Source organism: Pseudomonas veronii, assembly GCF_002028325.1.
Taxonomy (GTDB): domain Bacteria; phylum Pseudomonadota; class Gammaproteobacteria; order Pseudomonadales; family Pseudomonadaceae; genus Aquipseudomonas; species Aquipseudomonas veronii.
Map to the genome: position 1 here is coordinate 6,079,477 of NZ_CP018420.1, position 16,843 is coordinate 6,096,319.

Annotated in this window: 18 protein-coding genes; 5 read left to right on the plus strand and 13 right to left on the minus strand. The window is 62.4% G+C overall.

Annotated features, from left to right (window positions below; all coding sequences use genetic code 11):
- Positions 1–44: 44 nt before the first annotated feature.
- The 9 genes from PverR02_RS27865 to PverR02_RS27905 form a co-directional block, all read right to left on the minus strand.
- Complete coding sequence (locus PverR02_RS27865; protein ID WP_046381929.1) at positions 45–1,202, minus strand: D-alanyl-D-alanine carboxypeptidase family protein; 1,158 nt, start codon at positions 1,200–1,202, stop codon at positions 45–47.
- Between the two features lie 183 nt (positions 1,203–1,385).
- Positions 1,386–2,384 (minus strand): septal ring lytic transglycosylase RlpA family protein, encoded by a 999-nt coding sequence (locus tag PverR02_RS27870; protein WP_017848342.1) that lies wholly within the window; start codon positions 2,382–2,384, stop codon positions 1,386–1,388.
- Positions 2,384–3,394, minus strand: a complete 1,011-nt coding sequence (gene mltB / locus PverR02_RS27875) for a lytic murein transglycosylase B (RefSeq protein WP_046381928.1) — start codon at positions 3,392–3,394, stop codon at positions 2,384–2,386. The genes PverR02_RS27870 and mltB overlap by 1 nt, the downstream gene beginning before the upstream one ends.
- Before the next feature lie 17 nt (positions 3,395–3,411).
- Positions 3,412–4,515, minus strand: a complete 1,104-nt coding sequence (gene rodA / locus PverR02_RS27880) for a rod shape-determining protein RodA (protein ID WP_017848344.1) — start codon at positions 4,513–4,515, stop codon at positions 3,412–3,414.
- Between the two features lie 31 nt (positions 4,516–4,546).
- Positions 4,547–6,445, minus strand: a complete 1,899-nt coding sequence (mrdA, locus tag PverR02_RS27885; RefSeq protein ID WP_046381927.1) for a penicillin-binding protein 2 — start codon at positions 6,443–6,445, stop codon at positions 4,547–4,549.
- A gap of 15 nt (positions 6,446–6,460) precedes the next feature.
- Positions 6,461–6,928 (minus strand): 23S rRNA (pseudouridine(1915)-N(3))-methyltransferase RlmH, encoded by a 468-nt coding sequence (gene rlmH / locus PverR02_RS27890; RefSeq protein WP_003176297.1) that lies wholly within the window; start codon positions 6,926–6,928, stop codon positions 6,461–6,463.
- A gap of 9 nt (positions 6,929–6,937) precedes the next feature.
- Positions 6,938–7,432 (minus strand): ribosome silencing factor, encoded by a 495-nt coding sequence (gene rsfS, locus PverR02_RS27895; RefSeq protein ID WP_003176298.1) that lies wholly within the window; start codon positions 7,430–7,432, stop codon positions 6,938–6,940.
- Between the two features lie 69 nt (positions 7,433–7,501).
- Complete coding sequence (nadD, locus tag PverR02_RS27900) at positions 7,502–8,146, minus strand: nicotinate-nucleotide adenylyltransferase (protein ID WP_017848346.1); 645 nt, start codon at positions 8,144–8,146, stop codon at positions 7,502–7,504.
- Positions 8,146–9,411, minus strand: a complete 1,266-nt coding sequence (locus PverR02_RS27905; RefSeq protein ID WP_046381926.1) for a glutamate-5-semialdehyde dehydrogenase — start codon at positions 9,409–9,411, stop codon at positions 8,146–8,148. Before PverR02_RS27905 ends, nadD begins: the two co-directional genes overlap by 1 nt.
- A gap of 174 nt (positions 9,412–9,585) precedes the next feature.
- On the opposite strand from PverR02_RS27905, the gene PverR02_RS27910 reads away from it, so the two are divergent.
- Positions 9,586–10,269, plus strand: a complete 684-nt coding sequence (locus PverR02_RS27910; protein WP_046381925.1) for a DNA-3-methyladenine glycosylase — start codon at positions 9,586–9,588, stop codon at positions 10,267–10,269.
- A 25-nt stretch (positions 10,270–10,294) separates the two neighbouring features.
- Complete coding sequence (locus tag PverR02_RS27915; RefSeq protein ID WP_079444782.1) at positions 10,295–11,611, plus strand: bifunctional DedA family/phosphatase PAP2 family protein; 1,317 nt, start codon at positions 10,295–10,297, stop codon at positions 11,609–11,611.
- Here the strand turns inward: PverR02_RS27915 and PverR02_RS27920 are convergent.
- From PverR02_RS27920 to PverR02_RS27935, 4 genes are all read right to left on the minus strand, one after another.
- Complete coding sequence (locus tag PverR02_RS27920; RefSeq protein WP_026140195.1) at positions 11,605–11,820, minus strand: hypothetical protein; 216 nt, start codon at positions 11,818–11,820, stop codon at positions 11,605–11,607. The genes PverR02_RS27915 and PverR02_RS27920 overlap by 7 nt on opposite strands.
- Positions 11,821–11,922: 102 nt before the next feature.
- Positions 11,923–12,513 carry an LON peptidase substrate-binding domain-containing protein gene (locus PverR02_RS27925; protein ID WP_017848351.1) on the minus strand — a complete coding sequence of 197 codons (591 nt, stop codon included), beginning with the start codon at positions 12,511–12,513 and terminating at the stop codon, positions 11,923–11,925.
- A 21-nt stretch (positions 12,514–12,534) separates the two neighbouring features.
- A complete protein-coding gene (locus PverR02_RS27930; RefSeq protein ID WP_017848352.1) occupies positions 12,535–13,251 on the minus strand; it encodes an LrgB family protein in 717 nt (238 codons plus the stop codon).
- Entirely contained in the window at positions 13,248–13,610 is a 363-nt protein-coding gene (locus PverR02_RS27935; RefSeq protein ID WP_017848353.1) for a CidA/LrgA family protein, read from the minus strand. Before PverR02_RS27935 ends, PverR02_RS27930 begins: the two co-directional genes overlap by 4 nt.
- A 159-nt stretch (positions 13,611–13,769) precedes the next feature.
- Here PverR02_RS27935 and PverR02_RS27940 point away from each other — a divergent pair, with 159 nt between their 5' ends.
- The 3 genes from PverR02_RS27940 (at position 13,770) to PverR02_RS27950 (ending at position 16,811) form a co-directional block, all read left to right on the plus strand.
- Positions 13,770–14,225 (plus strand): MaoC family dehydratase, encoded by a 456-nt coding sequence (locus tag PverR02_RS27940; RefSeq protein WP_017848354.1) that lies wholly within the window; start codon positions 13,770–13,772, stop codon positions 14,223–14,225.
- Positions 14,226–14,420: 195 nt separating this feature from the next.
- A complete protein-coding gene (locus PverR02_RS27945; protein ID WP_046381922.1) occupies positions 14,421–16,139 on the plus strand; it encodes a C13 family peptidase in 1,719 nt (572 codons plus the stop codon).
- 30 nt (positions 16,140–16,169) lie between these two features.
- Positions 16,170–16,811 carry an oxidoreductase gene (locus PverR02_RS27950; protein WP_046381921.1) on the plus strand — a complete coding sequence of 214 codons (642 nt, stop codon included), beginning with the start codon at positions 16,170–16,172 and terminating at the stop codon, positions 16,809–16,811.
- Positions 16,812–16,843 lie beyond the last annotated feature (32 nt).

The following is a 16,843-nucleotide window of genomic DNA, read 5'->3' on the forward strand; positions in this document are numbered from 1 at the left end:
AGCCCCGCGTCGGATCAACACGGGGCTTTGCAGGTGCACACTTATCAGTTGAACAAGCTGTAGAAGAACAGGCGGATGCTATCCCACACGCGGCGGAAGATACCACCCTCGTCGACGGCATCCAGGGCGATCAGGTCGGCACTGTGTACCACTTTATCGTCCAGCTTCACTTCGACCTTGCCGATCACGTCGCCCTTGGCGATTGGCGCAACCAGGTGCGGGTTCATGGTCATGCTGGCCGCGAGCTTTTTCAGCTGACCTTTAGGCATGGTCAGGGTCAGATCTTCAGCCAGGCCGGCCTTGACTTGCGAGGTTGCGCCTTTCCATACCGGCGCGGTCGCCAGTTCAGCACCCTTCTGATAGAAGGTCTGGGTTTCGAAGAAGCGGAAACCGTAGGTCAGCAGTTTTTGCGTCTCGGCCGCACGGGCCTGCTCGCTGTTGGTGCCGAAGACCACGGCGATCAGGCGCTGGCCATCACGCACGGCGGACGACACCATGCAGTAGCCGGCTTCTTCGGTGTGGCCGGTTTTCAGACCGTCGACGGTCTTGTCGCGCCACAGCAACAGGTTGCGGTTAGGCTGCTTGATGTTGTTCCAGAAGAATTCCTTCTGGGAGTAGATCGCGTAGTGGACCGGGTCGACACGAATGATCGCGCGCGCCAGGATCGCCATGTCGTGAGCCGACGAGTAGTGCTCTGGGTTCGGCAGACCGGTCGGGTTCATGAAGTGGCTGTTGGTCATGCCCAGGTCGGCCACGGTTTTGTTCATCATGTCGGCGAACGCGTCTTCGCTGCCAGCGATGTGCTCGGACAGGGCGACGCTGGCGTCGTTACCGGACTGGATGATGATGCCGTGCAGCAGGTCGCTGACCGTCACCTGCGAGCCGACCTTGATGAACATCCGCGAACCACCGGTGCGCCAGGCGTTTTCGCTGACGGTCACCGGGTCGTTTTCGCCGATCTGGCCGCGACGGATTTCCAGGGTCGCGATATAGGCTGTCATCAGCTTGGTCAAGCTGGCGGGCGGCAGGCGCTGGTCACCGTTGTTTTCCACCAGCACGTTGCCACTGGCGGCATCCATGAGGACCCAGGCCTTGGCGGCCAGTTGCGGTGAAGCCGGCACCATTTCAACCGCCCAGGCGGCCGGGGTGATGATCAGCGAGATAAGCAGGCACGTGCGTTTGGCTAAGGTGATGATGTTCATCCGTCTCTCGAAATTACGTATGGAAACTTGCCCTCGCGGGCAAAACTTATTCAGACAGCCCGTTACCGGTCTGTCGCGTGTTCGGTTGCCTGCTCACCCCTTGCCCCTGGGTTTTATTGTTCAACGAGCCAACAACCAGGGCCCAGGCCCGCGCACGGACCTGAACCATCAATCCTTTACGGTTTATTCGGCGCTGACCACGCTGGGTTGCCCCAGGTTGGCCAGGCGCACGCTGTTCTGCACTTGCGCGACCTCGCTCGGCGAACCGATCGGGCCCATACGCACACGGTGCAGGGTCTGTTGATTACGCACGATGGAACTGATGAAGACCGGCGCATTGACCATACTGCTCAGCTTGGACCTTAACAGCTCTGCCGCATCCGGGTTGGCGAAAGCGCCCACCTGCAGGTATTGCCCACCGGCAGCCGAAGCACCCGGTGCGGCGCGAGGCACCACGACCGTGTCGGGCGCGTGCTGTTGCGCGGGTGGCGTCCACTGCTCGATCTTGCCGGTCGAGGCTGTGACTTGCGGTTGCGCGGCCTGCGGCTCGTTGAGCATCAACGGTGCCGGTTTGCCACGCTGGGCCCAGTATTGCGCGGGGTCGATCCCTTCGACCTTGACCCGCGCGGTGCCGGTTTCGGCATAACCGAGTTTCTTCGCGGCGGCGTAGGACAAGTCGATGATCCGGTCCGAATAGAACGGCCCGCGATCGTTGACCCGCAGGATCACCGTGCGGTTGTTGTCCAGGTTGGTCACGCGCACATAGCTGGGCAGCGGCAGGGTCTTGTGGGCCGCGCTCATGCCATACAGGTCGTAGACCTCGCCATTGGCGGTGTTCTGGCCATGGAACTTGGTCCCGTACCACGACGCCGTGCCCGACTGCACGTAGGTCTTGGAGTCCTGCAGCGGAAAGTAGCTCTTGCCCAGCACGGTATAGGGGTTGGCCTTGTATGGGCCGGTGTGCAGGGTCGGCGTGGCATCCGGGATTTTCGACACGTCGACGTCCCACCACGGCGCACCGTCTTTATGCGCGCGGTTGATGTCCAGCCCCGGCTGGGAACGAATAGCGGTGCCGCCGGACTTTTGCGTCGGCGCGCGACTGGTGGAGCAACTGACAACCAGCAAGGACAACGCGGCAAACGCCACCAGCTTGAGCGGTTTTTTCAACGGCGATGCCCGCATTACTTGTTGCCCCGTGCTTGGACCAGCATGTCAGACAGTTGATGCACGGCCATGGCGTACATCACACTGCGGTTATAACGCGTGATTGCGTAGAAATTCTTCAGGCCCATCCAGTATTCAGGGCCGTTTTCGCCTTCCAGGCGGAAAGCCGTGACCGGCATATCATCGCGCAGCGCATCATGACTTGACCAGCCCAGCGCCCGCAACTCCCCGACCGTCTTGGCCGGCTCGATGCCCTGGGTCAGGCCTTCATCGGCGCGCTCGCCGCTCACGTCGGCACGGCTGACGACCGGTTCGCCGCTCACCCAGCCATGGCGCTTGAAGTAGCTGGCCACGCTGCCGATGGCATCGTCCGGGTTGCTCCAGATATTGATATGGCCGTCGCCGTCAAAATCCACCGCGTAGGCGCGAAAACTGCTCGGCATGAACTGCGGCAAGCCCATCGCACCGGCGTAGGAGCCTTTGAGGGTCAGCGGGTCGACCTGCTCTTCGCGGGCCAGCAGCAGGAATTCACGCAGTTCCTTACGGAAGAATTCAGCGCGGGGCGGGTAATCGAAGCTCAAGGTCGACAAGGCATCGATCACCCGGTAACTGCCGGTGTTGCGCCCGTAGAAGGTTTCAATGCCAATGATCGCGACTATCACCTGGGCAGGCACGCCGTATTCCTGCTCGGCGCGGGCCAGCGCGGCTTCGTGCTGGCGCCAGAAGTCCACGCCCCGGGCCACGCGGGCGTCGGTCAGGAACATCGGGCGATAGTCCTTCCACTGCTTCACGCGCTCGGCCGGGCGGGAGATGGCATCAAGGATCGCCTGCTTGCGCTGGGCCTCGCGGAACACGCCCATCAGCTGTTCACCGGCGAAGCCATAGTCACGGGTCATCTCACCGACGAATTCGGCGACCTGAGGTGAGCCATCGTAGTCACCGGCCTGCGCTTCGTGCATGGCGCCCAGCAGCCCGATCAGGCTCATCCAGGACGCATGCCGAGTCGCCCAGCCGCGCAATACTTGCATTGACATCTTCACCTTATTCAAACCTGTGCGATCCATTTGCGATGCGTGTGAATCGACATCAAAACCCCAAACGCTGACATCAATGTCACCAGCGAAGTTCCGCCGTAGCTAATGAACGGCAACGGCACCCCAACCACCGGCAAGAGGCCACTGACCATACCGATGTTGACGAAAACGTAAACAAAAAAAGTCATGGTCAACGAGCCCGCCAGCAATTTGCCGAACAACGTCTGCGCCTGCGCGGTGATCACCAGGCCACGCCCAATCAACAGTAAATAGATCAGCAGCAACGCGCAAATGCCCACCAGGCCGAACTCTTCGCCCATCACCGCAATAATGAAGTCGGTGTGGCTCTCGGGCAAAAAGTCCAGGTGCGACTGGGTGCCCATCAGCCAGCCCTTGCCAAAGACACCGCCGGAACCGATGGCCGCCTTCGACTGGATGATGTTCCAGCCGGTGCCCAGCGGGTCGCTCTCCGGGTCGAGGAACGTGAGAATCCGCTGCTTCTGGTAGTCATGCATAAAGAAGAACCACATGGCCACCGCCACCGGCACGGCAGCGGCGAGCACGCTGAGAATCCAGCGCCAGCGCAAGCCGCCCATGAACAGCACGAACGCACCGCCCGCCAGGATCAGCAGCGATGTACCGAGGTCCGGCTGGCGCACGATGAGGATGAACGGCACGCCGATCAGGATCAGGCTGATCCCCACATGCTTGAGTTGCGGCGGCAAGGTGCGCTTGGACAGGTACCAGGCGATGGTCGCCGGCATCAGGATCTTCATGAATTCCGACGGCTGGAAGCGAATCACCCCCGGAATGTTGATCCAGCGGGTCGCGCCCATGGCGTTGTGGCCCATCACGTCCACCACCACCAGCAACAACACGCCGGCGACGTACCCCAGCGGCACCCACCGCGCCATGAAACGCGGCTCCAGCTGGGCAATCACCACCATCGACAACAGGCCCAGGCCGAACGACGACGCTTGCTTGATCAGCAGGTCCCAGTTCTTGCCGCTGGCCGAATACAGCACGAACAGACTGCCGGCGGCCAGGGTCAGCAGCAGAATCAACAACGGGCCATCAATGTGCATGCGCTGCAGCAATGTCGCGCGGCGACGCATCACATCCTCACTGGAGAGGATGCGGTCAAAATTACTCTTCACTGGCCGTAACCTCGGTGCTTGAAGGGGGGCCGCCATATTCGGGCTTGAGCTTGCCGTCATCGGTCAACAGCCAGGCATCCATCACTTGACGGACCACCGGCGCGGCGACGCCCGAACCGGACTCGCCGTTCTCGACCATCACGGCGACCACGATCTTCGGGTCGTCCGCCGGAGCGAAGCCGACAAACAGGGCGTGGTCGCGGTGGCGCTCCTGGACTTTGGAACGATCATATTTTTCGCCTTGCTTGATCGCGACCACCTGGGCCGTACCGCTCTTGCCGGCAATGCGATATTGCGCGCCGATCGCCGCCTTGCGCGCCGTGCCCCGGGCGCCGTGCATCACCTGCTGCATGCCGTGGTTGACCTTGGTCCAGTCCGACGGGTCACGCAGCACAATGTCCGGGATCGGGTTTTCATCCACCGGCTTTTCGCCTTCGATGGTGCGGGCCAGGTGCGGACGGTTCCAGATGCCTTTGTTGGCCACCAACGCCGTGGCCTGGGCCAGTTGCAGCGGTGTCGCCTGCATATAGCCCTGGCCGATGCCCAGGATCAGAGTCTCGCCGGGGAACCACGCCTGGCGGCGGGTCGCACGCTTCCATTCGCGCGACGGCATCAGGCCTGGGGATTCTTCGAACATGTCCAGGGAGACTTTCTGACCCAACCCGAACTTGCCCATGTAGGCCGACAGGCGATCGATCCCCAGCTTGTGGGCCAGGTCGTAAAAATAGGTGTCGTTGGACCGCATGATCGCGGTGTCCAGGTCGACATAGCCGTCACCGGTGCGGTTCCAGTTACGGTATTTGTGATCGTAATTAGGCAGCATGTAGTAGCCGGGGTCGAACACGCGACTCGACGCCGTGACCACGCCCGCGTCCAGGCCGGCAATCGCTACCGCCGGCTTGATCGTCGAACCCGGCGGATACAGGCCGCGCAACACCCGGTTGAACAGCGGCCGGTCGATGGAATCGCGCAGCTCGGCGTAGGCCTTGAAGCTGATCCCGGTCACGAACAGGTTGGGGTCGAAACTGGGCTGGCTGACCATGGCCAGGACTTCGCCGGTACTCGGGTCCAGCGCCACCACCGCGCCACGGCGCCCGCCCAAGGCCATCTCGGCCGCTTCCTGCAACTTGATGTCCAGGCTCAGCACAATGTCCTTGCCCGGCACCGGATCGGTACGCTTGAGCACCCGCAACACGCGGCCGCGGGCGTTGGTCTCGACCTCTTCGTAACCCACCTGGCCGTGCAGCTCGGGCTCGTAGAAACGCTCGATACCGGTCTTGCCGATATGGTGGGTGCCGCTGTAATTGACCGGATCGAGGCTTTTCAGCTCTTTCTCGTTGATCCGCCCCATATAACCGACGGAGTGCGCGAAGTGCGGCCCTTGCGGGTAATGCCGCACCAACTGCGCCACCACTTCCACGCCCGGCAGGCGGAACTGGTTCACCGCGATCCGGGCGATCTGCTCTTCGGTCAGCTCGAACAGGATCGGCACCGGCTCGAACGGCCGACGCCCCTGTTTCATGCGCTTTTCGAAGATCGCCCGGTCTTCCGGGGTCAGTTGCAGCACGTCGACGATCACATCGAGAACCTGCTGCCAGTCGCCGGAGCGTTCGCGGGTCATGCTCAGGCTGAAGCTGGGCCGGTTATCCGCGACCACCACGCCGTTGCGGTCGAAAATCAGGCCACGGGTCGGCGGAATCGGCTGCACATGCACCCGGTTGTTTTCCGACAGAGTGGAGTGATAGTCGTACTGGATCACCTGCAGGAAATACAGGCGCGCGATCAACACCCCGATCAACGTCACCACCATGATCGCGCCAAAAACCACGCGCGAGCGCACCAGACGTGCGTCTTTCTCGTGGTCCTTGATGCGGATCGGCTGAGTCATCGGGAGGGGCGCAGACTATTTGTGGTAAGGGTGCCCGGACAGAACTGTCCAGGCGCGATACAGCTGTTCACCGATCAGGATCCTTACCAGCGGGTGCGGCAACGTCAGCGCCGACAGCGACCAGCGTTGGTCCGCCCGCGCGCAGACTTCCGGCGCCAGCCCCTCGGGGCCGCCGACCATGAAGTTGACGGTGCGCGAGTCCAGGCGCCAGCGATCCAGTTCCACCGCCAATTGCTCGGTGCTCCAGGGTTTGCCGTGGACTTCGAGGGTGACGATGCGCTCGTTGGGACCGACCTTGGCCAGCATGGCTTCGCCTTCCTGACGGATAAAGCGCGCCACGTCGGCGTTCTTGCCCCGGGTATTGAGCGGAATTTCCACCAGCTCAAGCGACAGCTCGGCGGGCAGACGCTTGGCATATTCATGCCAGCCTTCTTCCACCCACTTGGGCATGCGTGAACCGACAGCGATCAGACGCAGGCGCACAGCCGTTCCTTATTCCTGGTCTTTGTTGAGCTTGTCGAAGTGCGCGTGGCCCACTTCCGGGCTGTGGTGCTTGCCATCAGCCGCACGGCTCTGTTCGGCGCCTTTCCACAGACGCTCCAGGTCGTAGAACTGACGGGCGTTGGAGGTCATCATGTGAACGATCACGTCGTCCATGTCCAGCAGCACCCAGTCGCTGTCGCCCTTGCCTTCTTCACCCAGCGGCTTCACGCCCTGGGCTTTGACGGCTTCGCGCACTTTGTCGAGCATCGCGCCGATCTGGCGGTTGGAGGTACCGGTGGCGATGATCATGAAGTCGGTGATGCTCTGCTTGTCGCGCACGTCCAGCACCTGGATGTCCTGGGCCTTGACGTCTTCCAGGGCCGCCACGGCGACTTTCACCAGTTCTTCGCCAGCCAGTTCCGGGCCAACATGGGCTTCAACCGGCAGTGGCGCGCTCTTGAAGGTGCCTTTGCGCTTAACTTTGCTTACGTCTTTGTTCGTCATATAAAACTCGTTTTGCTCGTATGTTCGGGCGCTCGCTGCACGACTGTTCGTGCGTTCAAGCGCGCCTTTTCAGTTCGACGCACGGTAAAGCCCGTGCGCATCGATGTAGGCCAGGACCGCGTCAGGCACCAGGAAACGTACCGACTTCCCGCTGGCCAGCAGTTGACGGATCTGGGTGGCGGACACCGCAAGCGGGGTCTGCCAGACGAATGCAATATTCCCGTTCGGCCCGGTCAGGGCCAAGGGGTCACTTACCGACCGCGCGGCCAGCAGGTTGCGCAAGGCATCCGGCGGTTCGCTGTCGGCATCCGGGCGTTGCAAAACCAGGATGTGGCAATGCTGGAGGAGTTCCTCCCAGCGATGCCAAGAGGGCAGGCCGCAAAATGCGTCCCAGCCCAAAAGCAGAAACAACTGGTCGTCCGCGGCCAACTCGGCACGCATCAGTTCCAGGGTGTCGACAGTGTAGGACGGTTTATCGCGCTTGAGCTCGCGGTCGTCCACCACCAGCGGCGGTATGCCAGCTACGGCAAGGCGCACCATTTCCAGGCGCTGCTGCGCTGACACCTGCGGCGTATCGCGGTGCGGCGGCCGGGCATTGGGGGTCAGGCGCAATTCATCCAGCGCGAGGGCATCCGCGACTTCCAGGGCACTGCGCAAATGGCCGATATGCACGGGGTCAAAGGTGCCGCCGAGCAACCCGATGCGTTTACCCATCAAGCGCGCACATGCCCGTCGCCGAACACTACGTACTTCTCGCTGGTCAGGCCTTCCAGGCCAACCGGGCCGCGTGCGTGGAGCTTGTCGGTGGAGATACCGATCTCCGCGCCCAGGCCATACTCGAAGCCGTCGGCAAAACGCGTCGAGGCGTTGACCATCACCGAAGCGGAGTCCACTTCGGTGAGGAAACGCCGGGCATCGCTGAAATGCTCGGTAACAATGGCATCGGTGTGCTTGGAGCCGTATTTGTTGATGTGCTCGATGGCCTGATCCAGGTCGTCGACGATGCGGATCGACAGGATCGGCGCCGTGTACTCGGTGTACCAGTCTTGCTCGGTGGCTTCGATCACGTCCGCGCCGAGCAGCGCACGGGTGCGCTCGCAACCGCGCAGTTCAACGCCCTTGTCGCGGTAGATGGCAGCCAGCGGCGGCAGCACGCGATCGGCAATGCCGGCGTGCACCAGCAGGGTTTCCATGGTGTTGCACGGCGCGTAACGGTGGGTCTTGGCGTTGTCGGCGATGCGGATCGCCTTGTCGATGTCGGCGGCGATGTCGATGTAAACGTGGCACACGCCGTCCAGGTGCTTGATCACTGGCACCTTGGCATCACGGCTGACGCGTTCGATCAGGCTCTTGCCACCGCGCGGCACGATCACGTCGACGAATTCCGGCATGGTGATCAGCGCGCCGACGGCGGCGCGGTCGGTGGTTTCCACCACTTGCACCACTTCGGCCGGCAATTCGGCCACGGCCAGGCCCTGCTGGATGCAGGCGGCAATCGCACGGTTGGAGTGGATCGCCTCGGAACCGCCGCGCAGGATGGTGGCGTTGCCAGACTTGAGGCACAGGCTCGCGGCGTCGATGGTCACGTTCGGGCGCGACTCATAGATGATGCCGATCACGCCCAGGGGCACGCGCATCTTGCCGACCTGGATGCCGGACGGCAGGTAACGCATATCGCGGATTTCACCGATGGGGTCAGGCAGCTTGGCCACCTGACGCAGGCCTTCGATCATGTCGTCGATACGCGCCGGGGTCAGCGCCAGGCGGTCGAGCAACGCCGGTTCCAGGCCATTGGCGCGGCCGTTGGCCAGGTCCAGTTCGTTGGCGGCGGTCAACTCGGAGCGCGAAGCATCCAGAGCATCGGCGGCGGCCAGCAAGGCACGGTTTTTCTGCGCGGTGCTCGCACGGGCGATCAACCGCGAGGCCTGACGGGCAGCGCGACCCAGGCGGGTCATGTAGTCAAGAACGGACTCAGTCATGGTCAGGGAGTCTTGGCAAAGAGGAAAGCGGCAGATTATAGCTGTGACGCCGCCCGACTGACAGCGGTGAGGGGCGGATGGTCGAAATGAACTGTAAAAACCTGGGGTTCAGCCGTAATTAAGGTAGGAGTTGTTATTATTCCGTCACATTTAGCCGTATTAACCCTGAAGGCCATGTCGAGTTTCACCCCCCAACTCCCCGCCAGCGCCCTGCCCGACCGCTTCTTCGACCGCGATGCACAACTGCTTGCGCGGGAATTGCTCGGCAAAATCATTCGTCATCGGGTCGGCGATCTCTGGCTTTCGGCGCGGATTATTGAAACCGAAGCGTATTACGTGGCCGAAAAAGGCAGTCATGCCTCACTGGGCTACACAGAAAAGCGTAAGGCTTTGTTTCTGGATGGCGGTCATATCTATATGTACTACGCCCGTGGCGGCGATTCGCTGAACTTCAGCGCCCAGGGCCCGGGCAATGCAGTATTGATCAAATCCGCCTATCCCTGGGTCGATGAGACCTCCGGCCCGGCCAGTTTGGCGCAGATGCTGCTGAACAACCCGGACGCCAATGGCAGACCGCGCGCCTCGCAGAAGCTCTGCGCCGGCCAGACCTTATTGTGCAAGGCGCTGGGCCTGAAAGTGCCGATGTGGGATGCCAAGCGCTTCGACCAGGAGCGGCTCTATGTAGAAGACGTCGGCCAGGTGCCGACGCACATTATCCAGACCACCCGCCTGGGCATTCCCGGCGGCCGGGACGAACACTTGATGTACCGCTTCGTCGATGCAGGCTATGCGCCTTATTGCACGCGGAACCCGCTGCGCCGGGGCCAGGTCGAAGGCCGCGACTATTTTTTGATTTGAAACGGTGACGAGGGAGTGAAGAAACATGGGCCAATGGCTCGATAGTATCACCGGCTGGCTGACCCTGAACCCCCAATGGCTGGCGGCCGCGGTATTTATCGTGGCGTGCGTGGAATGCCTGGCCATTGCCGGCTTGATCGTGCCCGGCACCGTGCTGCTGTTCGCCATTGCCGTGCTGGCCGGCAACGGTGCGCTGTCGTTGAGTGAAACCCTGCTGCTGGGTTTTCTCGGCGGCCTGGTGGGCGATGGGGTGTCCTACTTCCTTGGACGCCATTTCCACCAGAACATCCGGCGCCTGCCCGGCCTGCGGCATCACCCTGAATGGATGAACGGCGCCGAGACCTACTTCCACAAGTACGGCATCGCCAGCCTGCTGGTCGGACGTTTCATCGGCCCGTTGCGCCCCATGCTGCCGATGGTGGCCGGCATGTGCGACATGCCGTTCCCACGCTTTGCCCTGGTCAGCATTCTCGCGGCGGCCGGTTGGACAGTCGCGTACCTGCTGCCGGGCTGGGCGACCGGCGCGGCTTTCCGCCTGCCATTGCCGGCGGGGTTCTGGCCCGAGGCGGGAATTGTCGCGGCATGCCTGGCGGTGTTGCTGGGGCTGAGCTTGAACAGCAGCCTGCGCGGCCATCGCCGCGCCACAGGGTGGATAGGTTGCGCCAGCCTGATTCTGTTGATCGCCCTGTTTATCGGCTACCCGCACCTCAACGACTTCGACCAGGGGCTGAGCGCCCTGGTGCAGGAGCATCGCAGCGCCTGGCTGGACGAGACCATGGTGAGGCTCACCCAACTGGGCGAGTTCAAGAATATGTTTGTCGCCAGCGCCCTGTTCACCGGCCTGTTGTTACTCGCACGCCAATGGCGCCACGCGCTGTTTGTCGGCATCACGCTGGGCATGGCCGCAGTGATCAATACCGCCACCAAGCTGTTCTTCGCCCGCGGTCGCCCGGAAATCCTCACCGACCCACTGAGCAGCTTCAGCATGCCCAGCGGCCACTCCTCCGGCGCATTCGCGTTTTTCCTGGCGTTAGCCGTATTGGCCGGGCGCGGGCAGCCCACGCGTCTGCGCCTGACCTGGCTGCTGCTGGGCTGCATCCCCGCGGCATTCATCGCGTTGTCGCGGGTTTACTTGGGCGTCCACTGGCCCACCGACATCCTCGCCGGAATGTTGCTGGCGATGAGCGTGTGTACATTGAGCCTGGGCGCAATCCAATACCGCAGCCCGCTGCCGCCGATGTCGCAGAAAGCCTGGTGGCTGGTATTGCCTGCCCTGGTGGCGGTGCTCGGTTTCATCGCCTTCAGCGACACCTCGCAGGCCCTGTTCAAGTATGCCTACTGACCCTTGGCCGGGCCGATCCAATCGATTGGCGCGGTTCGGCGCTCAACGCAACGTTCGCGCCGCTCCAGCAGCATTTCATCGGCAATTTCTGCGGCACGCTCGGCGATGTATTCCGGGCCGCGCTGTGCATCCTGCGCGAGCAGTTGTGAGGTAATGCTGACAAAAAAAGCGTCCCAGGCCGCCTGCTCCGATTGCGCTAGCCGAATCATGTTCATCCCCTGATCAGTGGTTGTGTGATCGGAAACTATTTCAGCCCGCGCGATGGGAGCAACGCAGAAATGTCTGAAAGCAGCACCAGACAATTCTGAAAATCAGGTGAACAGCTCACCTTGCAGTTCATCCAGCAGCCTCTGGATCGCATCCAGCCGTTGTTGCGGATCGTCGAGCTGCAGCAGGTCGATCTTGTCGGCCTCGGTGAACGGCAGCAAATACGCCAATTGATTGCCCAGGGCCTGCTGGCCGTCGGCATCGGCGCCCATGTCCAGCGAGGCCACCATCGGGTGTTCGGCCAGGGCCTGGAGCAAGGCCTGCAGGTCGGCGTCCGCCTCTTCCAGCGCGTGGTCCGGCCGCTCTTCCAGCCATTGCACCTCGGCCACCAGCAACTGGTCCTTCTGCACCTCGGCGTCGCGGACACGGAAGCGCCGCCCGCCCTCGACGCGAATGCCCAGCAGGCCGTTATCCTGCTGTTTGAAGTCGCGAATCAGCGCTTCACAGCCGATCAGCGCGTAGCCATCCGGGGCCGCGCCCACCTCTTTGCCGTCGAAGATGCACACCACGCCGAAACTTTCGCCCTTTTTCATGCAGCGGCTGATCATGTCCAGGTAGCGCGCCTCGAACAATTGCAGATCGAGGGTGCAGCCAGGGAACAGCACGGTGTTGAGCGGGAACAGCGCCAGACTCATAAAGGTTTCCTTAACCCTGGTTCAAACAATCACCGACACGGCCAGCGGCAGGAACACCGCCGTCGCCACGCCCATCAGACTCATGGCCAGCGCCGCAAAGGCGCCGCACTCTTCGCTTTCCTGCAGGGCCACCGACGTGCCGACGGCGTGAGCGGTCATGCCCAGCGCCATACCGCGCGCCTCGGGGCTGTGGACGCCCAGGCGCGACAAGTACGCCGGGCCGATCATCGCCCCGATCACGCCGGTGATCAGCACGAACACCGCGGCCAACGCGGCCACGCCGCCGATCTGCTCGGCCACCAGCATGGCAATCGGCGAGGTCACCGACTTGGGTGCCATGGTCATCAACATCCTGTGTTCGGCACCGAACCACCAGCCCAGCAACACACACAGGCCGGTGGCCAACACACCACCTATCACCAGCGTAGTAAAAATCGGCCAGAACAATTGACGAATCCGGCGCAGGTTCAGATAGAGCGGCACCGCCAGGGCCACGGTCGCCGGGCCCAGCAGGATGCTCATGATCTCGGTGCTCTTGCGGTACTCGGCGTAGCTCAGGCCACAGGTGAGCAGCACGCCGATCACCAGCAGCATGGACACCAGCACCGGCTGCAGGAAGATCCAGCGGGTTTTCTCGAAGCCCGCGAGCACCAGTTGATAGGCGCCGAGGGTGATGCCGATGCCGAACAGCGGATGATGAATCACCGCCGCCCACGCGCCTTGCCAGTCGAAGGTCATGATTGCTCCTCCTGCTGCGCCTGGCGCTTGACCAGTTTTTGCATCAGCACGCCGACGAACCCCATGGCGATCACCAGCGACAACACCAAGGCGCCGACGATGGCCCAGAAGTCTGCGGCGATGTCCTTGGCATACACCATCACCCCGACCGCCGGCGGCACCAGCAGCAAGGGCAAGTAACGCAGCAGGCTGCTGGCCGCCAGGCTCAGCGGCTCGCCGACTTCGCCGCGCCACACCAGGTAACCCAGCATCAGCAGCAGACCGATGATCGGCCCCGGCAACACCGGCAGCAGCAAATGGTTGATCGCCGTGCCGATCAATTGAAACAGCACCAGCCATGTCAGACCGCGTAATAGCATCCGTCCTTCCCCCCTCAAGACCCACCCGCATTATAAGCATGCCCGCGCTATGCTCCGGCATTCGCCATAAGCATGGTGGGTTGACCGGGCTGGTTGCCCATGATGATCTAACATGGTTCTCGCACATCAATAAAAACCGATGAACCAAGGAGAGACGCAATGCCCTATGTACCCGTAGCGCAGCTCAAAGATTATGTCGGCAAGGAACTGGGACGTTCCGACTGGCTCACCATCGACCAGGCCCGCATCAACCTGTTCGCAGAAGCCACTGGCGACCATCAGTTCATCCACGTCGACCCGGTCAAGGCCGCGCAAACCCCGTTCGGCAGCACCATCGCCCACGGTTTCCTGTCGCTGTCGCTGATGCCCAAGTTGATGGAAGACATCCTGATCATGCCCGAAGGCCTGAAAATGGCGGTCAACTACGGCTTGGACAGCGTGCGCTTTATCCAGCCGGTGAAGGTCAATTCCAAGGTCCGCCTTAACGTGACCCTCACCGACGTCACCGAGAAAAAACCCGGCCAATGGCTGTTCAAGGCCACCGCCACCCTGGAAATCGAAGGCCAGGAGAAACCCGCTTACATTGCCGAGTCGTTGTCGCTCTGCTTCGTGTAACCGCCTCCTTCCTCCCTGTAGGAGCTGGCTTGCCAGCGAAAAGCCCCCAGACGCCACATTCCCCCTGAATGCCCGCGTTTTCGTTGACCACCTTCGCCGGCAAGCCGGCTCCTACAGGTCATCATTCCCCAACAGACCACTAGGTATGGCTCCTTCGCTGCGGCATACTCGGCGCTCAATTATCCGGATCCCGCTATGCGCCCACTCGCTCCCCTTGCCCTTGTCCTGTTGCTCACCGCTTGCGGAGACGGCGAATCGCTGTTGCCGCCCGATGCGCGCCTGCCCGACGGCGGCCGTTACCGGGGTGATGTGGTCAATGGCTTGCTGCAAGGCCAGGGCCGCGTGGACTACCCCAACGGCAGTTGGTACGCCGGCCAGTTCGACAAAGGCCAGTGGCACGGCCAGGGCGAATGGCATGGCAGCAACGGCGAAGTCTATAAAGGCCAGTTCCAGCAAGGCCTGTTTGACGGCCAGGGCAGCCTGACCACTGCGGGCAGCCACTACGTCGGTGGCTTCAAGCAAGGCCGGCGCAACGGCGAAGGCACCCTCAAAGAGGGGCAAATGACCTATCGCGGCGAATTCAAGGACGACCAGTATTCCGGCCTCGGGCGCCTGGAGCTGGCTGACGGCAGCCAATACCAGGGCCAGTTCGCCCACGGCAAGCCCAACGGCGAAGGCCAGCGCAACGACGACAGCGGCAACCAGTTCAGCGGCCACTTCGTCGATGGCCAGCTGGAAGGCAACGGCACCTTCAACAGCGCTGACGGCGACATCTACGTCGGCCAGTTCAAACAGAACCAATTGAACGGCAAGGGTCGCTACGAAAACGCCGACGGCGACGTGTGGATCGGCCAGTTCAAGGAAGGCGCCCTCAGCGGCAAGGGCGAGTTGATCGGCATCGATGGCAGCCACTACATTGGCCAGTTCAGCGATTGGCGCTTCAGCGGCGAAGGCCGCCTGAACCTCACCGACGGCAGCTTCTATATCGGCGGTTTCGACAGCGACAACTACCAGGGCCGCGGCACCCTGGTGCTCGCCGACGGCACCGTGCAGGCCGGCACCTGGGTCAACGGCATGCGCGTGCGCGACGCCGACGGCAAGCTGTTGCCCGACCCGTTGGAAATCGGCGTGCTGGCCCAGGGCCGCCTGCTCGATGCTGCCCTCGCCGCCGTGCCGCCCTCGACCCCCGCCGTGGAACTGTACACCCTGGTACTCGCCGGCGACGGCAAACAGAGCGTGTTCCTGCGCGAAGCCGATTACGTCAGCAATATGCTCGCCAGCCGCTTCGGTGCGCGCGGGCAGATTCGCCTGGTCAACCACCGCGACCATATCGCCGACCGCCCGCTGGCTACCCGCGAAAGCCTGCGCCGTGCGGTGCAGACCCTGGCCGAACGCAGTGGGCCGGAGGACCTGGTGTTTATCTACCTGACCAGCCACGGCACCCACGAAAGCGAACTGGTACTCGACCAGCCGCGCATGGAGCTGGCCGACCTGCCGGCCGATGAGCTCGCCGCAGTGCTCACGCCGTTGAAGAACCGCGACAAGGTCGTGGTGATTTCCGCGTGCTACTCCGGCGGTTTCATTCCCGCGCTGAAAGACGAGCACACCTTGATCATGACCGCTTCCCGCGCCGACCGCGTGTCGTTTGGCTGTTCCGAGGAAGCCGACTTCACCTACTTCGGCGATGCCCTTTTCGCCCAAGCCTTCAACCAGACCGACGACTTGCAGCAAGCCTTCAAGCTGGCGCAACTGCACGTGACCGAACGCGAACAGGCGGACAACTTCGAAGCCTCCGAACCGCAGATCTGGGCCCCCAAAGGCGTGATCGCCCATTGGCAACTATTACGCAAGCAGCAAGCACGAAAGGCGCTCGAAAGCGTCTCAATGAATAGCAAGGAAGCTAAAGGCAACTAAGCTGTAACGTGTAACAAAGGGGGAAACACCATGTACCTGACGCCTCAGCATATTTTGCTCGCAGGAGCCTCTGGCCTGACCGGCGAACACCTGCTCGATCGCCTGCTCAACGAACCCACCGTGACCCGTGTGCTGGCGCCCAGCCGCAAGCCATTGGCCGAACATCCACGCCTGGAAAACCCAGTGGGCGACCCGGCGGTGGTCCTGCCGCAACTGCGTGGCCAGGTCGATATCGCCTTCTGCTGCCTGGGCACCACGATCAAGCAAGCCGGCTCCGAGGAAGCCTTTCGCGCGATCGACCTGGACCTGGTCGTGGCCTTTGCCAAGCGCGCACGGGAAATGGGCGCGCGGCACCTGATTGTCATCAGCGCGATTGGCGCCGACCCGAAATCCTCGATCTTCTACAACCGGATCAAAGGGCAAATGGAAGACGCCTTGAAAGCCCAGGGTTGGCCGCAACTGACCATCGTGCGGCCTTCGCTGTTGCTGGGGGAGCGCCTCGAACCGCGCCTGGCCGAGCAATTGGCCGGGCCGTTGTCACGGCTGATTCCAGGCAAGTACCACGGCATCGAAGTGTGCGAACTGGCACGCGCCATGTGGCGCCTGGCGCTGGAAGAGCAAGATGGTGTGCGTGTGGTCGAATCGGATGAGTTGCGCAAGCTGGGTAAATAAACCCGCCAACCGAGCTGCCAGCTCAACATGTG

Excerpts from the sequence above, each read along its gene's own strand:
- PverR02_RS27910 (WP_046381925.1), top strand. The coding sequence starts at position 9,586 with ATGTCGAGTTTCACCCCCCAACTCCCCGCCAGCGCCCTGCCCGACCGC.
- PverR02_RS27865 (WP_046381929.1), bottom strand. The coding sequence starts at position 1,202 with ATGAACATCATCACCTTAGCCAAACGCACGTGCCTGCTTATCTCGCTG.
- PverR02_RS27870 (WP_017848342.1), bottom strand. The coding sequence starts at position 2,384 with ATGCGGGCATCGCCGTTGAAAAAACCGCTCAAGCTGGTGGCGTTTGCC.
- rodA (WP_017848344.1), bottom strand. The coding sequence starts at position 4,515 with ATGCGTCGCCGCGCGACATTGCTGCAGCGCATGCACATTGATGGCCCG.
- mrdA (WP_046381927.1), bottom strand. The coding sequence starts at position 6,445 with ATGACTCAGCCGATCCGCATCAAGGACCACGAGAAAGACGCACGTCTG.
- PverR02_RS27920 (WP_026140195.1), bottom strand. The coding sequence starts at position 11,820 with ATGATTCGGCTAGCGCAATCGGAGCAGGCGGCCTGGGACGCTTTTTTT.
- nadD (WP_017848346.1), bottom strand. The coding sequence starts at position 8,146 with ATGGGTAAACGCATCGGGTTGCTCGGCGGCACCTTTGACCCCGTGCAT.
- PverR02_RS27950 (WP_046381921.1), top strand. The coding sequence starts at position 16,170 with ATGTACCTGACGCCTCAGCATATTTTGCTCGCAGGAGCCTCTGGCCTG.
- PverR02_RS27930 (WP_017848352.1), bottom strand. The coding sequence starts at position 13,251 with ATGACCTTCGACTGGCAAGGCGCGTGGGCGGCGGTGATTCATCATCCG.
- PverR02_RS27945 (WP_046381922.1), top strand. The coding sequence starts at position 14,421 with ATGCGCCCACTCGCTCCCCTTGCCCTTGTCCTGTTGCTCACCGCTTGC.
- mltB (WP_046381928.1), bottom strand. The coding sequence starts at position 3,394 with ATGCAAGTATTGCGCGGCTGGGCGACTCGGCATGCGTCCTGGATGAGC.
- PverR02_RS27925 (WP_017848351.1), bottom strand. The coding sequence starts at position 12,513 with ATGAGTCTGGCGCTGTTCCCGCTCAACACCGTGCTGTTCCCTGGCTGC.
- PverR02_RS27935 (WP_017848353.1), bottom strand. The coding sequence starts at position 13,610 with ATGCTATTACGCGGTCTGACATGGCTGGTGCTGTTTCAATTGATCGGC.
- PverR02_RS27915 (WP_079444782.1), top strand. The coding sequence starts at position 10,295 with ATGGGCCAATGGCTCGATAGTATCACCGGCTGGCTGACCCTGAACCCC.
- PverR02_RS27940 (WP_017848354.1), top strand. The coding sequence starts at position 13,770 with ATGCCCTATGTACCCGTAGCGCAGCTCAAAGATTATGTCGGCAAGGAA.
- rsfS (WP_003176298.1), bottom strand. The coding sequence starts at position 7,432 with ATGACGAACAAAGACGTAAGCAAAGTTAAGCGCAAAGGCACCTTCAAG.
- PverR02_RS27905 (WP_046381926.1), bottom strand. The coding sequence starts at position 9,411 with ATGACTGAGTCCGTTCTTGACTACATGACCCGCCTGGGTCGCGCTGCC.